Source organism: Tenacibaculum larymnensis, assembly GCF_028829235.1.
Lineage (GTDB): Bacteria > Bacteroidota > Bacteroidia > Flavobacteriales > Flavobacteriaceae > Polaribacter > Polaribacter larymnensis.
In genome coordinates this window covers 336572-352257 of sequence record NZ_JAIWJY010000003.1, presented here as the reverse complement: position 1 = coordinate 352257, position 15686 = coordinate 336572, and the positions used below count along the sequence as shown (strand labels likewise).

Genomic DNA, 15686 nt, shown 5'->3' with positions numbered 1-15686 from the left:
TTTCTTAGCTATTTTTATTCAATATTTATAGGCTCTGGTTGTTGTGCTACAACTTTTAGTTTAAGCTTGTGTTCACTACTAGTTACCTTAAAATCTTTTATAATATCGTTTTCTATAACCTTATCGTTGTATACAAAATCTTTTGTGTGGTTACTTAAATCAATATCTATTGTTTGTCCTATAGCATTTTCTGTTTTCAATACTAAGTACACTTCTTCTCCTGTATGTGGTTCTGCCTGTTTATTACCTTGAAGGTCGGTATAATAACAAGTAAAGCGTGGTGTTGTATCTTCTTTAGCTTTGTATGGTGCGGCTTCTTTTATTGGTATAAAACTTTCTTGCCAGTGTTTTATATAGCGTGTAGTAGTTTTTTTACTCCAACTAGAGTTGTTAAAAAATCGGTAATCTTGCATGGCTGGAGATATGGTTAAAGTAACCTGCATACCTAATTGATTACAAAATTTTTCATGATAATTTATAAGGGTAGCATCTTTAAAGCTGTATTCAAAGATTTCTAATCCGTCAAAATCATCTTGATAAAAAACAACTTTTCCTTCTCTTAACTGATATAAGTTAAAGGGATATGATACTTTTTTGTTCTCGGTTCTGTCGGCAATAATCCATTCTAAAAAACTATCGTCATACATTTGTGATTCAAATGTAACCGAGATGGTTCCTCCCATTAAGGCAGAGGTAGGTTTTCCGTTCCAATCAATAAGTCGATCGTAATTTAAATTTGTTTTGAAAAGTTCTCGCTCTTCTCCACATACAAATAGCTTTGCTTTAACATTCATTTTTAGGCAATTTTCGGGGTTCTTCCTAACTATTAACTAGGGCAATAGTTCTAAAGGTATAAAGTACACTTCACTTTTATAACCTTCTTCTACTTTTTGCAACTTATTTTTTAAAAATAATTCCTCTAATTTATCTATTTTTTCATACTGTTGAAAATAAAATTTCTCAAAACCGTTTTTTTCTACTCTTTTTCTTGGTAGTTTATGTATTCGTAAACAATAATAACCTTCGTGATTTAGAGGGATTCCTGATTTAAAGTAAAATAGATCGGCAATTGTTGCTTTTCTACTTAAAACATATCTATAGGCTGCTTTGTTTAATATTTTTATTTGTTTTTGGTATAGGCGTTTTATTACTCTTCGTTTTTTTCTCGTAATTGGTTTTGCCATTTGAGGAAATGTACTACGGTAATTTTCTATCAACTCTATAATTTCATCCTTATCAAAAACATATCCTTTTTTAATAATACTATCGTTAAGTAATGATACTTTTTGATATAACACTTCGTGTAAGTTATTTCTACTTAACTGAAAGAGTCGTAAACTATCCGTGTTTAACTCTTTATACCTTGTTTTTATCGTAGCACTTGGTTCACTTCTTAAAACTCCTAATTTTTTGTTGAAGTAATTTAACGAGGATATAAGTTTATCATTGGTTAAAACAGACCTTTTTAAAACAGTATCTATCGTTTTTTCTAAAGACAAAGGAGTTAAGGAGCTTTCTATTCTTGGAAAAACAACTCCTCCATTAAACAAACTATTATCTGGTGCATCATACACATAGATATTATCTTCATCTGCAGGTACTTTTTTAAGTATATTATTTTCTACAATAATTTCATTATCTACAATAAAATTCTTGATAAATTCATTATAAAACTTCCCTGTTTTATATAAAAACTCTTTACTTCCTAATATGTAATTTTGAGATCTTACACTTTTATTATTGTCTAATTGAGCAAAAATAATTTTAGGTGATTTTTTAGCTATTTTTTCAAAAAAAGCATCTTTTTGCCTTTTAATATCATTTGTACTCTCTTTACTTGAAGCTATGATAAAGAAGTTGTTTTCAAAACGCTTTTTTTCACCTGAAAAATTATCTATTGCATAATTAACTGCCTTTGGAATAGACATTGTTTTTTCTGTATATTCTAAAGCTAAATTATTTTGATTACTTTCTATAAAAGACTCAACAAAACTAATCCATTCTGAAAAGGAACTTGTTTTTTCTAATATAGCTGTTCCTTTTTTATCCACTAATATTGCTGAAAAACTGTATTTAGTTTCGGTAGGTTCTTGAAATAAGGTTATGTATAAACTTTGTAAAGAGTTTAGTATTTTTTTTAGGTGCTCGCTTTCTTCGTTTTTAGAAATAAAGTGGAAGTTTACTACTTTAGATTCCTCTTTCATAAACTTTATTTCTTTTGTGTAGAAACTGTTTCCTTTTACATTGATAAGTTTGTTTTTATCATGATTCCAAACATGTACTGGAGCTATTAGATCTTTAGTAACATCTATTTTCAAATTTTTATATCCTGTATATACATATTTTGACAATACATCTTCACCTGTAAGTTGAATTGTATCTTTATTACTAACTGCTAATAAACTATCAGTATTATTTACAACGTATACTTGATTTTGTCCTATGCGAGTAATTAAGTTTGATGGTATCCAGCCTACTGTTTGAGAAGTTGAATCTTTTAAAATAGGCTTATCCGAAACAAATACTGCTTTTCCTTTTTCATCATACTTATAAGGATATACTATTTGATTGGATACTAACTTCTTATTTGACTTTGTTCTAAAAAAAGGATCTTTAAATACATTTACAGAATCTACTTCCATATAAGGTTTTAAGTCAAAAAGCCTTAACGTTTTATCAGTACCTACTTTGTATTTTATTGGCTTATTGTTACAGGTTTCTATAAAAGAGTGATTATACTCTATAACATTATTTGCAGGTATCCAGCCTAAATATTCTACTTGCTCTGCATCTTTAAAGTTAAACTTATCTCCATATAACATCGAGAATAAGCCTTTTGGTTTCCCTATTTGGTCTGGATTAGCTACTACTACTTCATACGAATTTTCTTTTTCATCAATCACATACAAAGGAGTTAGCAATCCTTTTTTCTTAAACTTTTCTTGAATGTATGGGCCTTTATAAAAAGAATTGTTTTCTCTGTCTGAAAAAACCATTTTTAACGAGGCATCGTGCTTTGTTTTTACTTTTTTAAGATAGTTAAACCTATTTTCTTTTACTTCTTTTACTTTTTCATATTTTCCTATAGTTTGTGATATGATAGGAAAGGAATATAGCGACAGAAAAAAAATAAAAAGTGTTATTTTTTTTTGCATTATTATCTTAGTAAACTTTGTGTTACATTTAATCTTTTGAAACATTTAATTGTATCTATTTCAACTTTATTAATTATTATTTTGCTTCTTTTTTTATTTTCTAAATAGTGTAAACCTTGACAATAACTAAAGAAGTCATTATACCTTCCTCCATTAACAATTACAAGTATGTCTTCTGCTTGATTACATGTGTAATTGTTCTTTATATAATTTAAGTTCTTATAAAAAGTTCCCCGATCGGTAACTTTACTATCGGCTATTGCTTGAAGTCTTTTTCTAATATCATTTTGAACAACCCCTAAAGAATCAACTTTTTCTAATTCTTCAACTTTTTCAAATCTTGGTAAGATTCTTATGTTATGATATATGGGGTATTTTAATGTGTTTGTTTGAAGCTTTACCCTGTAATCCCCTGGTTTGCTGTACCTATAAATAACTTGTTCTTCATAAGCATCAACTGTTCCTGTTTCTCCAAACTCCCAATACCAAGTATTTATTCCTTTTCCTTCGGTAAAAAACACTAATTCTTCACCTACATAACCCTCATCTACACCATGTAAGGTTACCAAAGAGTCTCTTGGCGACAATTTCGGCAATGAAACTACTCCTATTTGTTTTGATACTGTGAACTTATCGTTTATTTTGATTGACACAAGATATTTACCTTCCTTATGGTATTTATAGTCAATATTACCTCGTTTCATGATAGAATCTCCATTCCCCATGTGCCACACTACTTTTCTCCCCTCAACTAAACTGGTATCGTTTAGAAGGAAAAACAATTTTTCTCCAACTTCAAATTGATAATTACTATTAGACTCAGACACATAAAAATCTAAGTTACTAAGTCTTGATTTATAAGGTGCAAATATTGCTAGTATAAGTACTAATAGCGCTATAAAAATTAAAGCCGACAATTTAAATTTATTAGACATACTCTTATATTTAAATGTTAGCTTTACATTCTTCTAAATTCTCTTTCAAAACTTTATTATTTCTTTTTAAAGCATTGTATTCTTCACTCAAATCGAAAAACATTTTAAGCGTTTTTGATGATTGAACTCCAAAAATGTATCGGTTATTCATATCGTTATCTCTATAGATTTTTTTATATAGTTGGATTTCTTTATCTAATTCATCTAACACCTGAATTTGAATAACATCAAAAGGTATTTCTTGAATTTTTTTATGTGTTTTCTTTATTCTTTTTGTGTAGTCTTCTTGAACATCAAAAATTTCTTCTGAAGCATCAATACTATTCAGTAACTCTTTACTCTCTACTACAGGTACTTTAAAAATAAATTTAGTTAGTATTATAAACACCACTGTAGAAATTATTATAAATAGAAGAGAGAATCTTATTTTTTCCCAAAAAACTTCGTGTTTATCCATAGCTTAATCTTTATTTAAGTCTTTATTTAAGTCCTTATACTTTTCCCTGCATTTTTCTAATTGTTCTTTATTAGCTTCTCTTGTACTAACTTCTTTATTGTAACTTTCAAGAAGTGACTGTATATTTCTTATTTCCGATAAAAACTCACCGTAAATTTTATAGTAATTATTTTCTTTTTTTGTACTATCAATACTTTGTCTTATCTCAACCCTAGTATTGGTAATAATCTTTTGCATTTGCCTATACTCCCCTATATTTCTTCGCTTATTTTTTAAGCTGTATAAATTTTTAAAAAGTTCTTCCATTTTAAAATTTAACATTGCTTGCTTTTTAAAAACTTCATTATAGTGAGATTGTTTACTTTCAATTAAAACAACTCCTTTTTCTGCAATAATTAAAGTGACATATAAACAGAAAAATACAACTATTGCTGTTAAAGAAAATGACGCAAAAAATTTAAGAATTTGTTTTTTTCTTTCTTTGTGATTTAAAGCCTTCATAAGAAACTAGTGTTAATCAATTATACTCCAAGTGCTATTATTACCTCTATTTCTATTGAACTGTGAACCTGACTCTTCGTTAATTACAATATTATCTTTTCTTTGTCCTATATACTCTAGTTCACTCATCTTTTTAAACACACGCTCTAACATAGCCACAAACCTATTTAACACATCAAAGGTTTCTGCAATTTCTATATGATTATACTTAACATTTACAGCATCTACTATAGCATCTAGAAAATCTGAAGGTTTAATATCTGTCCATTGATAGTAATATTGTAATAGTTGCTCTTTTTCTTTGTCATCCATTATACTTAGACAAATAGAAAGTTTGTTTGCTAATACAACTAGCCTATCTACTAAATACATAGGAGATCTACTAACCGAAATATTTTCTAGGTTAAAGATGTTATCACTATAATACTCTTGTAGTTTTGCACAGATTGAAAAAGTATTAGCCACTAATTTGTTACTGCTCTTTTGTCCATTATTCTTTTTAAATATTTTAATCGAATAATTTTTAGATTTAATAAGAACCTGTAGCAAACCTTTACTAAAACCTTCTAATCTTTCATTTGAAGATAAATTAACTACTGGAGGCACATATCCTTCGTCAATTGAAAACAACCCGTTAGTCCACAAAACTTTTCCTATAACTAAAAAATGTTCTTTTAAAAAGCTTGTATTAATTTTTGAAACAGGAAGTGTATGTAATTCTAATTTTGGTAAAACATTTGGATGGTGTAGTGGTATAACTTCAGGATCAGGGACACCCACTGGCAAATACTCAAAAGGAGACAAAGACAGCATTATATAAAACTCTTCACTTTCTGTCTTGTCAAAATCAGACGTTTTTAATGTTACAGAAGGTGAATTCGCTCCATATAAATCATAATGATACATAATTCTATATCCTTTTTCTGTAATCGCATTACATGATTTAAGTTTTATTACTAAAGAATTATCCCCGTCACTTAAAACATCTAATTGTAAGTTTTCAAAACCAGCTCCACCTTCTATTAAACCATACTCATAATTTTTAAGAGAAACCGAATTATAATCCTTTATAGTTTCAATTGTATTATTATAATTTTTAAAAAAATGTTCCGCAGATATTTTTACTCCGTCAGTCCAGTTTATAGGTAAATAATTCATTTTATTATTTTTCTTATTCATCATCAATAGTATTTAATGCAGTTCTTCTTATGTATATAGTTTGTTTATTTCTAATTCTATTAAATTTCCCATCTTTTTCAGCATCTAAAACTTTTGTAAACAAAGGGAAGTTAAACCACTTATTGGTATAAAATATCCAACCAATAGGTTCTCCGTCTATATAGGTGTCAATCATTCTATCAGGAAACCTAAAATTCTGGTCTTCAATAAAACGGTTAAACCACATACCTACAGACACCTCCATAGGCAACTTTACTGAAAAAGAGCTATAGTTTTTATCTTCTGGGTTTCTTTTAATCTTAACTGTGACTTGTATTAGTTTAAAAACATCTACATTATCCCAATACATATCTGTAGCTCCATTATCTGAAACATTCCAAGCTTTATAAAACGGTTTTGATATATTTAAAAAGTAACCTAAGGACATTGAGTATAATAATGGTAGTACAAACCAAATTATTGACAACATAGCCCAAAGTGCATAAGGGAGGGTACTTATTTTTTCGAAGATTAAATAATACAACCATGCAGATAGAACCATTACTATAAAAGCAAAAAATAGTGTATGGAATTTATTATCTAAGCCTATAGATTTATAAAACTTCGTGTTTTGAAAGAGCATAAAAAACACACCTATAAAAAGGTAACATAAAACCGTAAGTATTAATCCCACCCATACAAACTCATACTTTAACAAACTAATAAAAACAGGTGCTATTAAAATAAGGGTTAGTAATAAAACTAAAACAATTGCCTTTTTTATATTGAAAGATTTTTTAGCTTTTACTATATTATTTAACACCATTAAAGATATAATGGCTATTAGAGGTGCTAAAAGAAATTTTAAAAAATATACTATTATTATGTTCATAACTTTTTCTTTTCTTATTTAATTAAATATGAGTCATACCCTAAAAATCTTTCTGCCAAAACAAAAGATTGATCAGAATTCGTTTGATAAGTGATATGAATTTTTCTTGAGGAAATTAAGAAGAAGCTCAGTACTTCTTTTATTTGCAAAATACTTTTCTCTAAAACCTTAAAGTTTTCAACTTCTTTTTCTAACACTACTACTACCTTTACATCATCTATCTCACTGTAAAGCTTTCCACTTAAACCTAAATCAACTCCTAAAATGGCATTTCCTAAACTTAAAAAAGGAGATTCATTAATAACGCAAGGCACATAGCTTAGTTTTACTTTTAAGCCTAAAACTATTTGTATTAATTTTTCTAACTCTACTAAGTTCTCTTTAAAAAACTCCGACTTACATAAATTAAGGAATAGTTTATACAAAGATTGATCAGAAACTTGCAAATCAGAACCTATAATTTGCTTAAAAATATTTAATAGGTTTTGTTTTGATTTTTTATCTGAGAAAAAATTCAAGCTCCTATTATTAATTCTAACTCTTTCTTTAAAAATTTCAGTATCAAAAAGAGTAAAAAAGTTAATATCTCCTTTTTCTTTTTCTCTATTCCTACGAATCGTATCAACCACCTCTCTTTTGTTATCAGAATTAACCCCTAAAGAGAGAGGATAGAACAAAATTTCTGGTAATTGATGGTATATACTATTTCTACTTAAGTTAACAACTAAATTTTCTTCAAAGCCAGCATCTTTAGCTATAAAGTTTGAATCGACAGATAAAACATCTTTAGACTGAGCTCTACTATTCATACCGTGATTTTTTACGATTAGCGTCTCAGACACATCTTTATCCAATAAGAACTCTAGCTCTTCAACAAAAACTTCTCCAATAAAGTTAGATGCCATATTACGAACAAGATCGTCAACTACAACATCATTTTCTTTTACACTAGCTCCCATACAAGATTATTGTTTTTATAATCTAATAATACATGATCTCCTTTATTGACTTGTTCAGAAACTATCATTTTAGATATTACCTTTTTCACATATGTTCTTACAACTCCAGCAATAGGTCTAGCCCCATACTTTTGAGAAAAACCTTTTTTTGATAAAAATTCTAGAGCTTCATCAGAAATATCTAATACTATTTGTTTTTGTTGCTCTAACTGCTTTCTAAGTTTATTAAAGTGTATCACTAAAATATCTTGTGCTACTTTTTGATTAATTGGCGCAAAAGGTACTACCTCTGTTAACCTTCCTAAAAACTCAGGTCTGAAGTGTTGTGCCATTACTTCTATTAACTCATTTGACGTTGGAATTTTTCCTTCTGTTATTTGCTCAGCAATCCATTGACTACCAATGTTAGATGTAAAAATGACAATAGCGTTAGAGAAGTCTCCTTCCCTACCTAGTTTATCATGAATCACACCTTCATCCATTAATTGAAGAAAAACATCATATACAGAACTATGAGCTTTTTCAATTTCATCAAATAAAACTACTGAATATGGACGCTGCCTTATTTTAGTTACCAACATCCCTCCTTCTTCATAACCAACATATCCTGGAGGCGCTCCATAAAGCAATGCTGCAGAATGTTCTTCTTTAAATTCAGACATATCAAAACGAATCATCGCCGTTTCATCGTCAAATAACAACTCAGCTAATGATTTAGTTAATTCAGTTTTCCCTGTTCCTGTAGGACCTAAAAAGAAGAAAGAACCAATTGGCTGTTTAGGATTGCTAAGTCCACTTCTCGATTCTATAATAGCATCTGATAATGTTTGAATAGCATTCGATTGACCTTTAACTCGCTCTTTTAATCTTTTATCTATATTGAGAAGACGTTCTTTTTCTTCTGTCTGAATTTTACCTAAAGGAATACCTGTTATTTCTGACACAACAGCTTCTATATCTATTTCACTTACAACATCTATAGATATCTTAGCTAGCTCTTTTAGCATAGATAAGAATTCATCAACCTTAGATATTTCTTCCTGTAAATCTGGATTGTCAGATACTAAATTAAATGACTTGGTTACTTTTGAAGTTTGAATAACACTAACTTTTCTATAAATAGTATTATAGATTAATTGTAAATCAGAAAAATCAAATTTTTCTGAATCCTTTACTTCATTAAATTCTTTTTCTATTTTTCTAACTTCTCCTAATACCGTAGCATTACTCATCTTTACAGCTGCTACAGTTTTATCTATTAAATCTATTGCTCCATAGGGTAATTTTTTTTCTTTAAAATACCTTTTTGAAAGATGTATAGATTCCTCAATTGCTCTATCTGAAATTTTAATATCAAAATGTAGTTCTAGCCTTTTTTTGTGTCTATGTAAACATTTTAACATCTCTAAAGCCCCCAATTCTTCTAACTTCAATATTTCTAATTTACCATCTATAGGGTGTCTTTCAAGGTTTTTTCTGTATGAATCTGAATTAATAGTAAAAATCATATTAATTCGTCCTTCACTTAATTGAGCATTTAAAATATTTACAATGGCATTAGTTTTTCCTGAAGAGTTTTCTAGCAACACATGGAGGTCATCAATCACTAATATGGAAGGAGCATCAATAGATTCTAACTTCTCAAATAATTCTGAAATTTTCTTGTTTACATCATTTTCAGAACTTGCTCCTGCTAATAGTTTTGGAACATTAAGTTTAAATACCAAATGACTTTTTAAATACTCATCTGTACTATTACTCAACTCTCTTACAAAGTAATTTACCGTTGCTGTTTTCCCTATACCAGAATCTCCAACTAGGATAACACCTTTACTTTCTGACCTTTCAAAATTTTCTAAAATTAATCGTACTTCTTTCTCTCTACCTAAGATTAAGTTTCCTTTTTGAATTACCTCTTGTGTTTGAAGATCTTCAATATATGAACTTATTGCCGAAATATTTTCTTTTGCATTTGACTCTAAAAAAGTAGGAGTATTTGCATTGTAGTGTTTTAAAATATCTTGCTCGGTTATTCCTAAAGTTTCTATTTGTTGGCCAGAATATACAACACCTTCTCTCACTACTGCTGTAAAAATGCATAACGCATCAATATTTTCTGTTCCTAATTTTATTTTTGAACGCTCAGACTCTTCAAAAACTTTAGCGACTTCGTTATCTGGATTTACATCACCTGAAGCTTGTAGAGGACTCGACTTATACATTTCTTTCATTACCTCAAACCACTCAAGGACATAGCTGGCATCTTTACCCATACCATCAATAATCTCCTCTAAACCAGTAGGCTCATTAATTAATGATGTTATTAAATGGCTAACGCCATAGGTACTTTGATTTTCTCTGTAAGCAACACTTTTAGCTCTTTTTATGCTTGATAAAGCACTTGAACTGTAATCTTTTTCTATCATTTTTAAATAAAAAATACTTTATAAGTTATATTTGATATAGATCTCTTTTCCAGTTCCTTCTCAAGATAATAACTGAAAAGGGTTTGTTTTTCTGTAGAGATTAACTCTTTTTTTGTTTTAATATGTATATCAGTGGTTCTTATCAAACCTTTTTTCTTTTCTTTTGAAATTGCTACACCATCTTTTATTGAAATTTCTTCAACAAAACGCCCTATTTTACTATTAACAAAGCTTTTTACATCTTCTCTTGTTACAATTCTTTCTCTTGTAAGCAATCCATAGCGTAAACCGTTTATTTTGTCGTGTTCTTCCTTTCTAATATAACCTCCTATTGTATCAGTCTTTAACTTTATCTTACTATCGATAAACTTACCTGTTCTATATTGATTAAAAGTGTAACTTGTGTTAATTCCATTAGCCTGACTAGCATTTGTTAGCCAATACTGAAACTCATAATTAAAAGCTTCTTTATGCGGATAAGTCAATAAAAAAGTTTTATCATTAGTTGCATTAACCTCTCCAAATTCTAAATGAATTTTTTTATCAATTTCATCTAGTTTTTCATGCAAGTCATCTAAGTAAGCTTGTATAATATCATAACCTATTGAAGAAAAAGCACTTCCTTCTTCTCTTACTGTTTGTGAGGTTTTACTCAACATCATTTTAGCACTTCTAGTATCAAACCTTCCTATATCTCCAAAATATAACGAGTAACCACCTTCAAGACTTTCTGTAGAGTTTCCTATAACATTTGCATAACTATTTCCTTTATCATCATTTAAACTTTCAATATTTAAAAAATAGTCTACACCTTCACTAAGCACAGATAAAATTCTACCATTTTTTCTAAAATTATGTTGTTTATACTCAAGTTTTCTATTAACTACTGGAAAAGTGTTTAAACTTACATCTATTCCTTGCAGCTTATCTTTAGAAAAAACCTCTGGAAGCTTTACTTTAAACCACAACAACTTCTCATTTAAATCTTCTGGTTCAACGAAAAAATCATCCTGTTCACCAAACAACTCTGTAATTGTTTTTTTTGCCTTACAAGATTCATTTAAACTTAACGTATAAAAACAATCTTCATAAAACGAAACAACATCATCAAAATAATGAACTTCACTATTCTTGTTTATTAACTCTTCCTTATCTAGAAACATTTCATTACCATCCACATCATAAACCTTCATTGTTTTTAAAAAAGGTAAGAGTGAACTATCTTTTAAAATAAAACAGAGAGATAAATTGCTTGTTTCCGCTAACAATTCACTTGAAATATCCACTCCAAACCAAAGTTCATAATCTTTAATTTTATTCTCTTGAGATAAATAAAGAGCATCTTCTATATTTCCAAATTGATTTTCACTTATTTGCAATTTATCATCATACCCCAAATATTTAACAGAGGCATTTATAAGTTGTTTTGCGATAATAGGCGTAAAGAAAACATCTAATTTTTCTTCTCCAAATCTTCTTTTTGAGCAATAAAAATGATCTGAAACATAAAGCTGTGTAGTATCATCTTCTGGTTGTGCTTTTAGCAAAGCATGTGAAGGTGACGGTAAAGACCACTTGTTACTTACTAATATCCTAGACAATCTATCTAGTAATTCTTTGTCTGAAACATCTACTTGTTGATGTAATTTTGATATTTCATAAGCAAAAGTATGTAGTAATAAATCTAAAATAGGGTCGACACTTCTTTTGTCTTTAATTCCCCATAATTCCATCGAACGCAAAAGCATTCGATTTTTAATTTTCATAAAGTATTCGTCTCTCATTGCGTTTTTTTTCTTTTATTGAGATAAAGGGCTGATGTAAAAAAGTGTAGCGAAATTAAATGGAGCTTCGGTTTCAATAATTGTCCCAAAAACTTTTATTTCTGCTTTTCTTCTTACATGAACATCAGTAGTCTCAGCGTCATCATCTATTTCAGATAATCTAACACTTACTCTAACATCCTTAAGCCTAGGTTCATATTCAATAAAGGCGTAATATAAAGAATCTTTAACTTTTTCTTCCCATTTATTGATTTTAACCAACTGATTAAACTCTAAGTCCCAAATATCGGAACCATAATTGGGTCTTCCAAAAACTTCGCCCTGTTTTGAAGTAGCAATTATCATGAGGTGCTGGGCTATTGATTCTTCAAGTGTACACCCCAATCTACTATTTTCTTTATTTCTTTTTGTTATACTGGAAAAGTCTAGGGGGATCTTCAAATAATTCATTTTTCCTTAATTTTTTTCTGTAAAAATAATTTTTTTTATCAAATATTTAATAGATTCGTAGCAGAATAAAAAAAATTATTATGGCAATGTACAATTACGGAATTGGAGGTAATGAAGTTAAAGTTGATGCTAATGAATCAATCGCAAACATTTCTTCCAACAAAACCCTATTAATCCAAAAACTTACCGACGAAGCTCCAGCAACCCCCGAAGCTACTTATGGTTTAGACACTATCGAAGCTGTTTTTGAAAAGTTTTCACCTTCTGTAAAACTTGAACACACTGATGAAAATGGCGCTGACGTTAAAGAATCTTTAAATTTCAATAATTTAAGTGATTTTAACGTTGAGAACATTAAGGCTAATAGCTCTTTTCTAAACAAACTTGATATAGAAAAAGATCAGTACTTAAGAATTTCAAGACAATTATCTTCTAACAGAGCACTAATGAAAGCTCTAAGCAACCCCGAAACTAAAGATACATTTATTAAGATTTTAGAAGAATCTATTAAAGAAATCGATCAAGCTGAACAATAAAAACAAAAAACATAATTAGCTATGTCTACAAAAGTAAAAACGCAACAGTCGGAAGAAGTAAAACAACAGTCCCCTAGTCAAGAAGTAGCTAACGCTATTGACGGTATTAAAGAATATGGAGGTTTCTCTTTTATTGAGAATATTGTTGATGGATACTCAAACTTAAACCCAAAAAGAAAAGCTAGAAAAAGTCTATTTTTAAACGACGAGCAATGGAAAGGAGAAAGAAAAAACTTAAAAAACAGACTTTCTGTTTGGTTAGAAATTCTAAAAAGTAGCGAAAACATCGAATCGATGTGTGATTCTGCAAAGGAAAAAGCTACTAGCATCGAAGGAGTTTTAAACTACAACTTAAAGAAAACCTTAGAAAAAACTAAGGAATTAGAAACCTCTTATAGATCTGTAGCTTTATTCTACAAAAATACAGAGAAAGATAAGGTTAAAAATATCACGATCTTAAACGCTGATTTAAGTCAATTAAAAGATTTAGAAAACCCTCTTTTTATAGACTATGTATCAAATGAGCTTAAGCAAAACTTTGATAGATTAGATTTAAAAGACAACTACTCTATACTAGTCGTACCTGGATATCTTGGCTCTAACGTAGTATTAGACAAATGGTCTAAAATAGCATACGAAAATAAAGCTGTTTTATTAACCGACTTCCAAGACTTAGAAACTCCAGATGACATTATTGACATGTTCTCTAACGCGAATCATTCAGGAGGAGAAGTTCACAAGTCAAACACTTTAATGACTTGTAACTGGCTTTTAGGAAGAAAAAAAGAAGACTCTGTTGGTGAAGAAGATAACTTATACGTTCCAGCATCTTCTGCTTTAGCAGGTAAAATATACCACACTTTAATGTCGCAAGTAGTAGCAGGTAAAAAGTTTGGTGGTATTAACGAAGTAGAAAGTGTAAGATTCGATCTTAAGAAAAGTGAGATTTCAGAAATCGAAAAAATGGGATTAGTCCCTATGGTAAACGAATATAGTAAAGTAATGGCTTTTTCTGCTAAAACTTTATTCAACGGAGACAATTTAGGACTTCAAACCTATTCTGTTGTAAGAGTATTTGATCACATAACAAAAGTATTATTTGATTTCTTAAACAGACGTGCATTTGAAAATTGGAGTTCAAGAACTGAAGCTGATTTACGTCGTCAAATAGTTAAGTTTTTAGATGATATCCAAGGACCTACTAAATTAATCGAACGCTTTAAGGTTATAAAAATAGAACAAGATCAAAACCAAAAAGACCGTGTTTTATTAGACATTCATATCACTCCTTATTTCCCAGCTAAAAGTTTCGTTATTCAATTAGACGGACACAAAGGAGATGGACCTGAAGATGCTGTATGGCACAGTGAATACGTTCAACAGTAATCCAACTTTAAAATACACTCTTTTCCTTTTATAGAAAAGAACAGAAAAAGCAAAAGTTTAAAACTTTTGCTTTTTTTTCGTTAAAGAAGACTTTAACAGCTGTACAACTCCAAACTCATTCCTTTTGATATTGCCAGCCCTCTTTTCATAAAAAACTCTTAAAACACTCCTTTTTAAACTATAAAAATTTAAATTCAGTTTTTTATCACAATACATACAACTATTTTTGTAAGCTTTAAACACTCTTTACGAATAAGATAAAAAATACTTTTATGAATTTACAAGAACTTAAAAGCAATATAGACACAATAGTTGGCAATAAAACTTCAACAGAAGAAAAACTACAACAAATCTGCGATTATTTAGCTTCAGAAATCTCTTATTATGACTGGGTTGGATTTTACTTTAAAAATGGAGATAAAGAAGAATTAAAATTAGCACAGTTTAACGGAGAACCTACAGATCACACAATTATCCCTTTCGGAAAAGGTATTTGTGGTCAAGTTGCTGTTAGTAATGAAAATTTTGTAGTTCAAGATGTTAGCGAACAAGACAATTATATCTCTTGTGGATGGAAGGTAAAATCTGAGATTGTAATTCCTATTTTTGTCGATGGTGAAAATGTAGGGCAAATCGACATTGATTCTCATACAGTTAACCCATTTACCGAAAATGACGAGGTTTTATTGGAGTATATATGTAAAAAAGTAGCTAATTTTATATAATTTTCACATAATTGCTTGATTATTAGTTTTTTTTTTGTTTTATTTGATCTGATTTTTTAACAACCCCATTAATCCCCTTAAATATGAGCAGTAGAGAACATCCTTCTTATGCAGCATTAGGCAGTGCTAATGCTCGTTCAAAATCTCAACAATCTTTAGTAGAAAAATTCACAATCTGGTTTCGTAATTTTTTAGAAACTGCAGAGTAATTTTTCTTTTAAAATTTTGTTGTTGAAAAACACCACCAAAATTATTTTATTTTTGGTGGTGTTTTCAATCTTAAAAACTTAAAAAATTATTGTGTAACGCCTACTGTTTTACT

15 protein-coding genes are annotated in these 15686 nt (G+C 29.3%); 4 read left to right on the top strand and 11 right to left on the bottom strand.

Annotation, left to right across the window (positions count from 1 at the left end; all coding sequences use genetic code 11):
- Window positions 1-14: 14 nt before the first annotated feature.
- The 11 genes from tssD to LCI24_RS06555 are packed head-to-tail and all read right to left on the bottom strand — an operon-like array spanning window position 15 to window position 12717.
- Entirely contained in the window at window positions 15-794 is a 780-nt protein-coding gene (gene tssD / locus LCI24_RS06605; protein ID WP_274639660.1) for a type VI secretion system tube protein TssD, read from the bottom strand.
- A gap of 36 nt (window positions 795-830) precedes the next feature.
- Entirely contained in the window at window positions 831-3155 is a 2325-nt protein-coding gene (gene tssR / locus LCI24_RS06600; RefSeq protein WP_274639659.1) for a type VI secretion system protein TssR domain-containing protein, read from the bottom strand.
- Window positions 3156-3157: 2 nt separating this feature from the next.
- Complete coding sequence (locus LCI24_RS06595; RefSeq protein WP_274639658.1) at window positions 3158-4090, bottom strand: PKD domain-containing protein; 933 nt, start codon at window positions 4088-4090, stop codon at window positions 3158-3160.
- A gap of 10 nt (window positions 4091-4100) precedes the next feature.
- Window positions 4101-4547 carry a type VI secretion system TssO gene (gene tssO / locus LCI24_RS06590; protein WP_274639657.1) on the bottom strand — a complete coding sequence of 149 codons (447 nt, stop codon included), beginning with the start codon at window positions 4545-4547 and terminating at the stop codon, window positions 4101-4103.
- Window positions 4548-4550: 3 nt separating this feature from the next.
- On the bottom strand, window positions 4551-5048 hold the full coding sequence (gene tssO / locus LCI24_RS06585; protein ID WP_274639656.1) for a type VI secretion system TssO: 498 nt from the start codon (window positions 5046-5048) through the stop codon (window positions 4551-4553).
- A gap of 12 nt (window positions 5049-5060) precedes the next feature.
- Window positions 5061-6230, bottom strand: coding sequence for a hypothetical protein (locus tag LCI24_RS06580; protein WP_274639655.1), 1170 nt, complete (start codon window positions 6228-6230; stop codon window positions 5061-5063).
- Entirely contained in the window at window positions 6220-7098 is an 879-nt protein-coding gene (locus LCI24_RS06575) for a TssN family type VI secretion system protein (RefSeq protein ID WP_274639654.1), read from the bottom strand. Before LCI24_RS06575 ends, LCI24_RS06580 begins: the two co-directional genes overlap by 11 nt.
- Window positions 7099-7112: 14 nt before the next feature.
- Window positions 7113-8057: a hypothetical protein gene (locus LCI24_RS06570; RefSeq protein WP_274639653.1), complete on the bottom strand. Its 945-nt coding sequence runs from the start codon at window positions 8055-8057 to the stop codon at window positions 7113-7115.
- A complete protein-coding gene (locus LCI24_RS06565) occupies window positions 8042-10483 on the bottom strand; it encodes an AAA family ATPase (RefSeq protein WP_274639652.1) in 2442 nt (813 codons plus the stop codon). The genes LCI24_RS06570 and LCI24_RS06565 overlap by 16 nt, the downstream gene beginning before the upstream one ends.
- A gap of 2 nt (window positions 10484-10485) precedes the next feature.
- Entirely contained in the window at window positions 10486-12267 is a 1782-nt protein-coding gene (locus tag LCI24_RS06560; protein WP_274639651.1) for a hypothetical protein, read from the bottom strand.
- A 15-nt stretch (window positions 12268-12282) separates the two neighbouring features.
- A complete protein-coding gene (locus tag LCI24_RS06555; RefSeq protein ID WP_274639650.1) occupies window positions 12283-12717 on the bottom strand; it encodes a GPW/gp25 family protein in 435 nt (144 codons plus the stop codon).
- An 80-nt stretch (window positions 12718-12797) separates the two neighbouring features.
- Between LCI24_RS06555 and LCI24_RS06550 the strand changes: the two genes are divergently transcribed.
- The 4 genes from LCI24_RS06550 to LCI24_RS06535 all read left to right on the top strand — a co-directional run bounded on the left by LCI24_RS06550 (window position 12798) and on the right by LCI24_RS06535 (window position 15573).
- The gene (locus tag LCI24_RS06550) at window positions 12798-13253 is read left to right on the top strand and encodes a hypothetical protein (RefSeq protein WP_099215504.1); all 456 of its coding nucleotides are present in this window, start codon (window positions 12798-12800) and stop codon (window positions 13251-13253) included.
- Window positions 13254-13274: 21 nt separating this feature from the next.
- Window positions 13275-14639, top strand: a complete 1365-nt coding sequence (locus LCI24_RS06545) for a DUF5458 family protein (RefSeq protein ID WP_274639649.1) — start codon at window positions 13275-13277, stop codon at window positions 14637-14639.
- Between the two features lie 272 nt (window positions 14640-14911).
- The gene (locus tag LCI24_RS06540; RefSeq protein WP_274639648.1) at window positions 14912-15364 is read left to right on the top strand and encodes a GAF domain-containing protein; all 453 of its coding nucleotides are present in this window, start codon (window positions 14912-14914) and stop codon (window positions 15362-15364) included.
- Window positions 15365-15447: 83 nt separating this feature from the next.
- On the top strand, window positions 15448-15573 hold the full coding sequence (locus LCI24_RS06535) for a hypothetical protein (protein WP_274639647.1): 126 nt from the start codon (window positions 15448-15450) through the stop codon (window positions 15571-15573).
- Window positions 15574-15686: the final 113 nt, after the last annotated feature.

Excerpts from the sequence above, each read along its gene's own strand:
- tssD (WP_274639660.1), bottom strand. The coding sequence starts at position 794 with ATGAATGTTAAAGCAAAGCTATTTGTATGTGGAGAAGAGCGAGAACTT.
- tssR (WP_274639659.1), bottom strand. The coding sequence starts at position 3,155 with ATGCAAAAAAAAATAACACTTTTTATTTTTTTTCTGTCGCTATATTCC.
- LCI24_RS06595 (WP_274639658.1), bottom strand. The coding sequence starts at position 4,090 with ATGTCTAATAAATTTAAATTGTCGGCTTTAATTTTTATAGCGCTATTA.
- tssO (WP_274639657.1), bottom strand. The coding sequence starts at position 4,547 with ATGGATAAACACGAAGTTTTTTGGGAAAAAATAAGATTCTCTCTTCTA.
- tssO (WP_274639656.1), bottom strand. The coding sequence starts at position 5,048 with ATGAAGGCTTTAAATCACAAAGAAAGAAAAAAACAAATTCTTAAATTT.
- LCI24_RS06580 (WP_274639655.1), bottom strand. The coding sequence starts at position 6,230 with ATGATGAATAAGAAAAATAATAAAATGAATTATTTACCTATAAACTGG.
- LCI24_RS06575 (WP_274639654.1), bottom strand. The coding sequence starts at position 7,098 with ATGAACATAATAATAGTATATTTTTTAAAATTTCTTTTAGCACCTCTA.
- LCI24_RS06570 (WP_274639653.1), bottom strand. The coding sequence starts at position 8,057 with ATGGGAGCTAGTGTAAAAGAAAATGATGTTGTAGTTGACGATCTTGTT.
- LCI24_RS06565 (WP_274639652.1), bottom strand. The coding sequence starts at position 10,483 with ATGATAGAAAAAGATTACAGTTCAAGTGCTTTATCAAGCATAAAAAGA.
- LCI24_RS06560 (WP_274639651.1), bottom strand. The coding sequence starts at position 12,267 with ATGAGAGACGAATACTTTATGAAAATTAAAAATCGAATGCTTTTGCGT.
- LCI24_RS06555 (WP_274639650.1), bottom strand. The coding sequence starts at position 12,717 with ATGAATTATTTGAAGATCCCCCTAGACTTTTCCAGTATAACAAAAAGA.
- LCI24_RS06550 (WP_099215504.1), top strand. The coding sequence starts at position 12,798 with ATGGCAATGTACAATTACGGAATTGGAGGTAATGAAGTTAAAGTTGAT.
- LCI24_RS06545 (WP_274639649.1), top strand. The coding sequence starts at position 13,275 with ATGTCTACAAAAGTAAAAACGCAACAGTCGGAAGAAGTAAAACAACAG.
- LCI24_RS06540 (WP_274639648.1), top strand. The coding sequence starts at position 14,912 with ATGAATTTACAAGAACTTAAAAGCAATATAGACACAATAGTTGGCAAT.
- LCI24_RS06535 (WP_274639647.1), top strand. The coding sequence starts at position 15,448 with ATGAGCAGTAGAGAACATCCTTCTTATGCAGCATTAGGCAGTGCTAAT.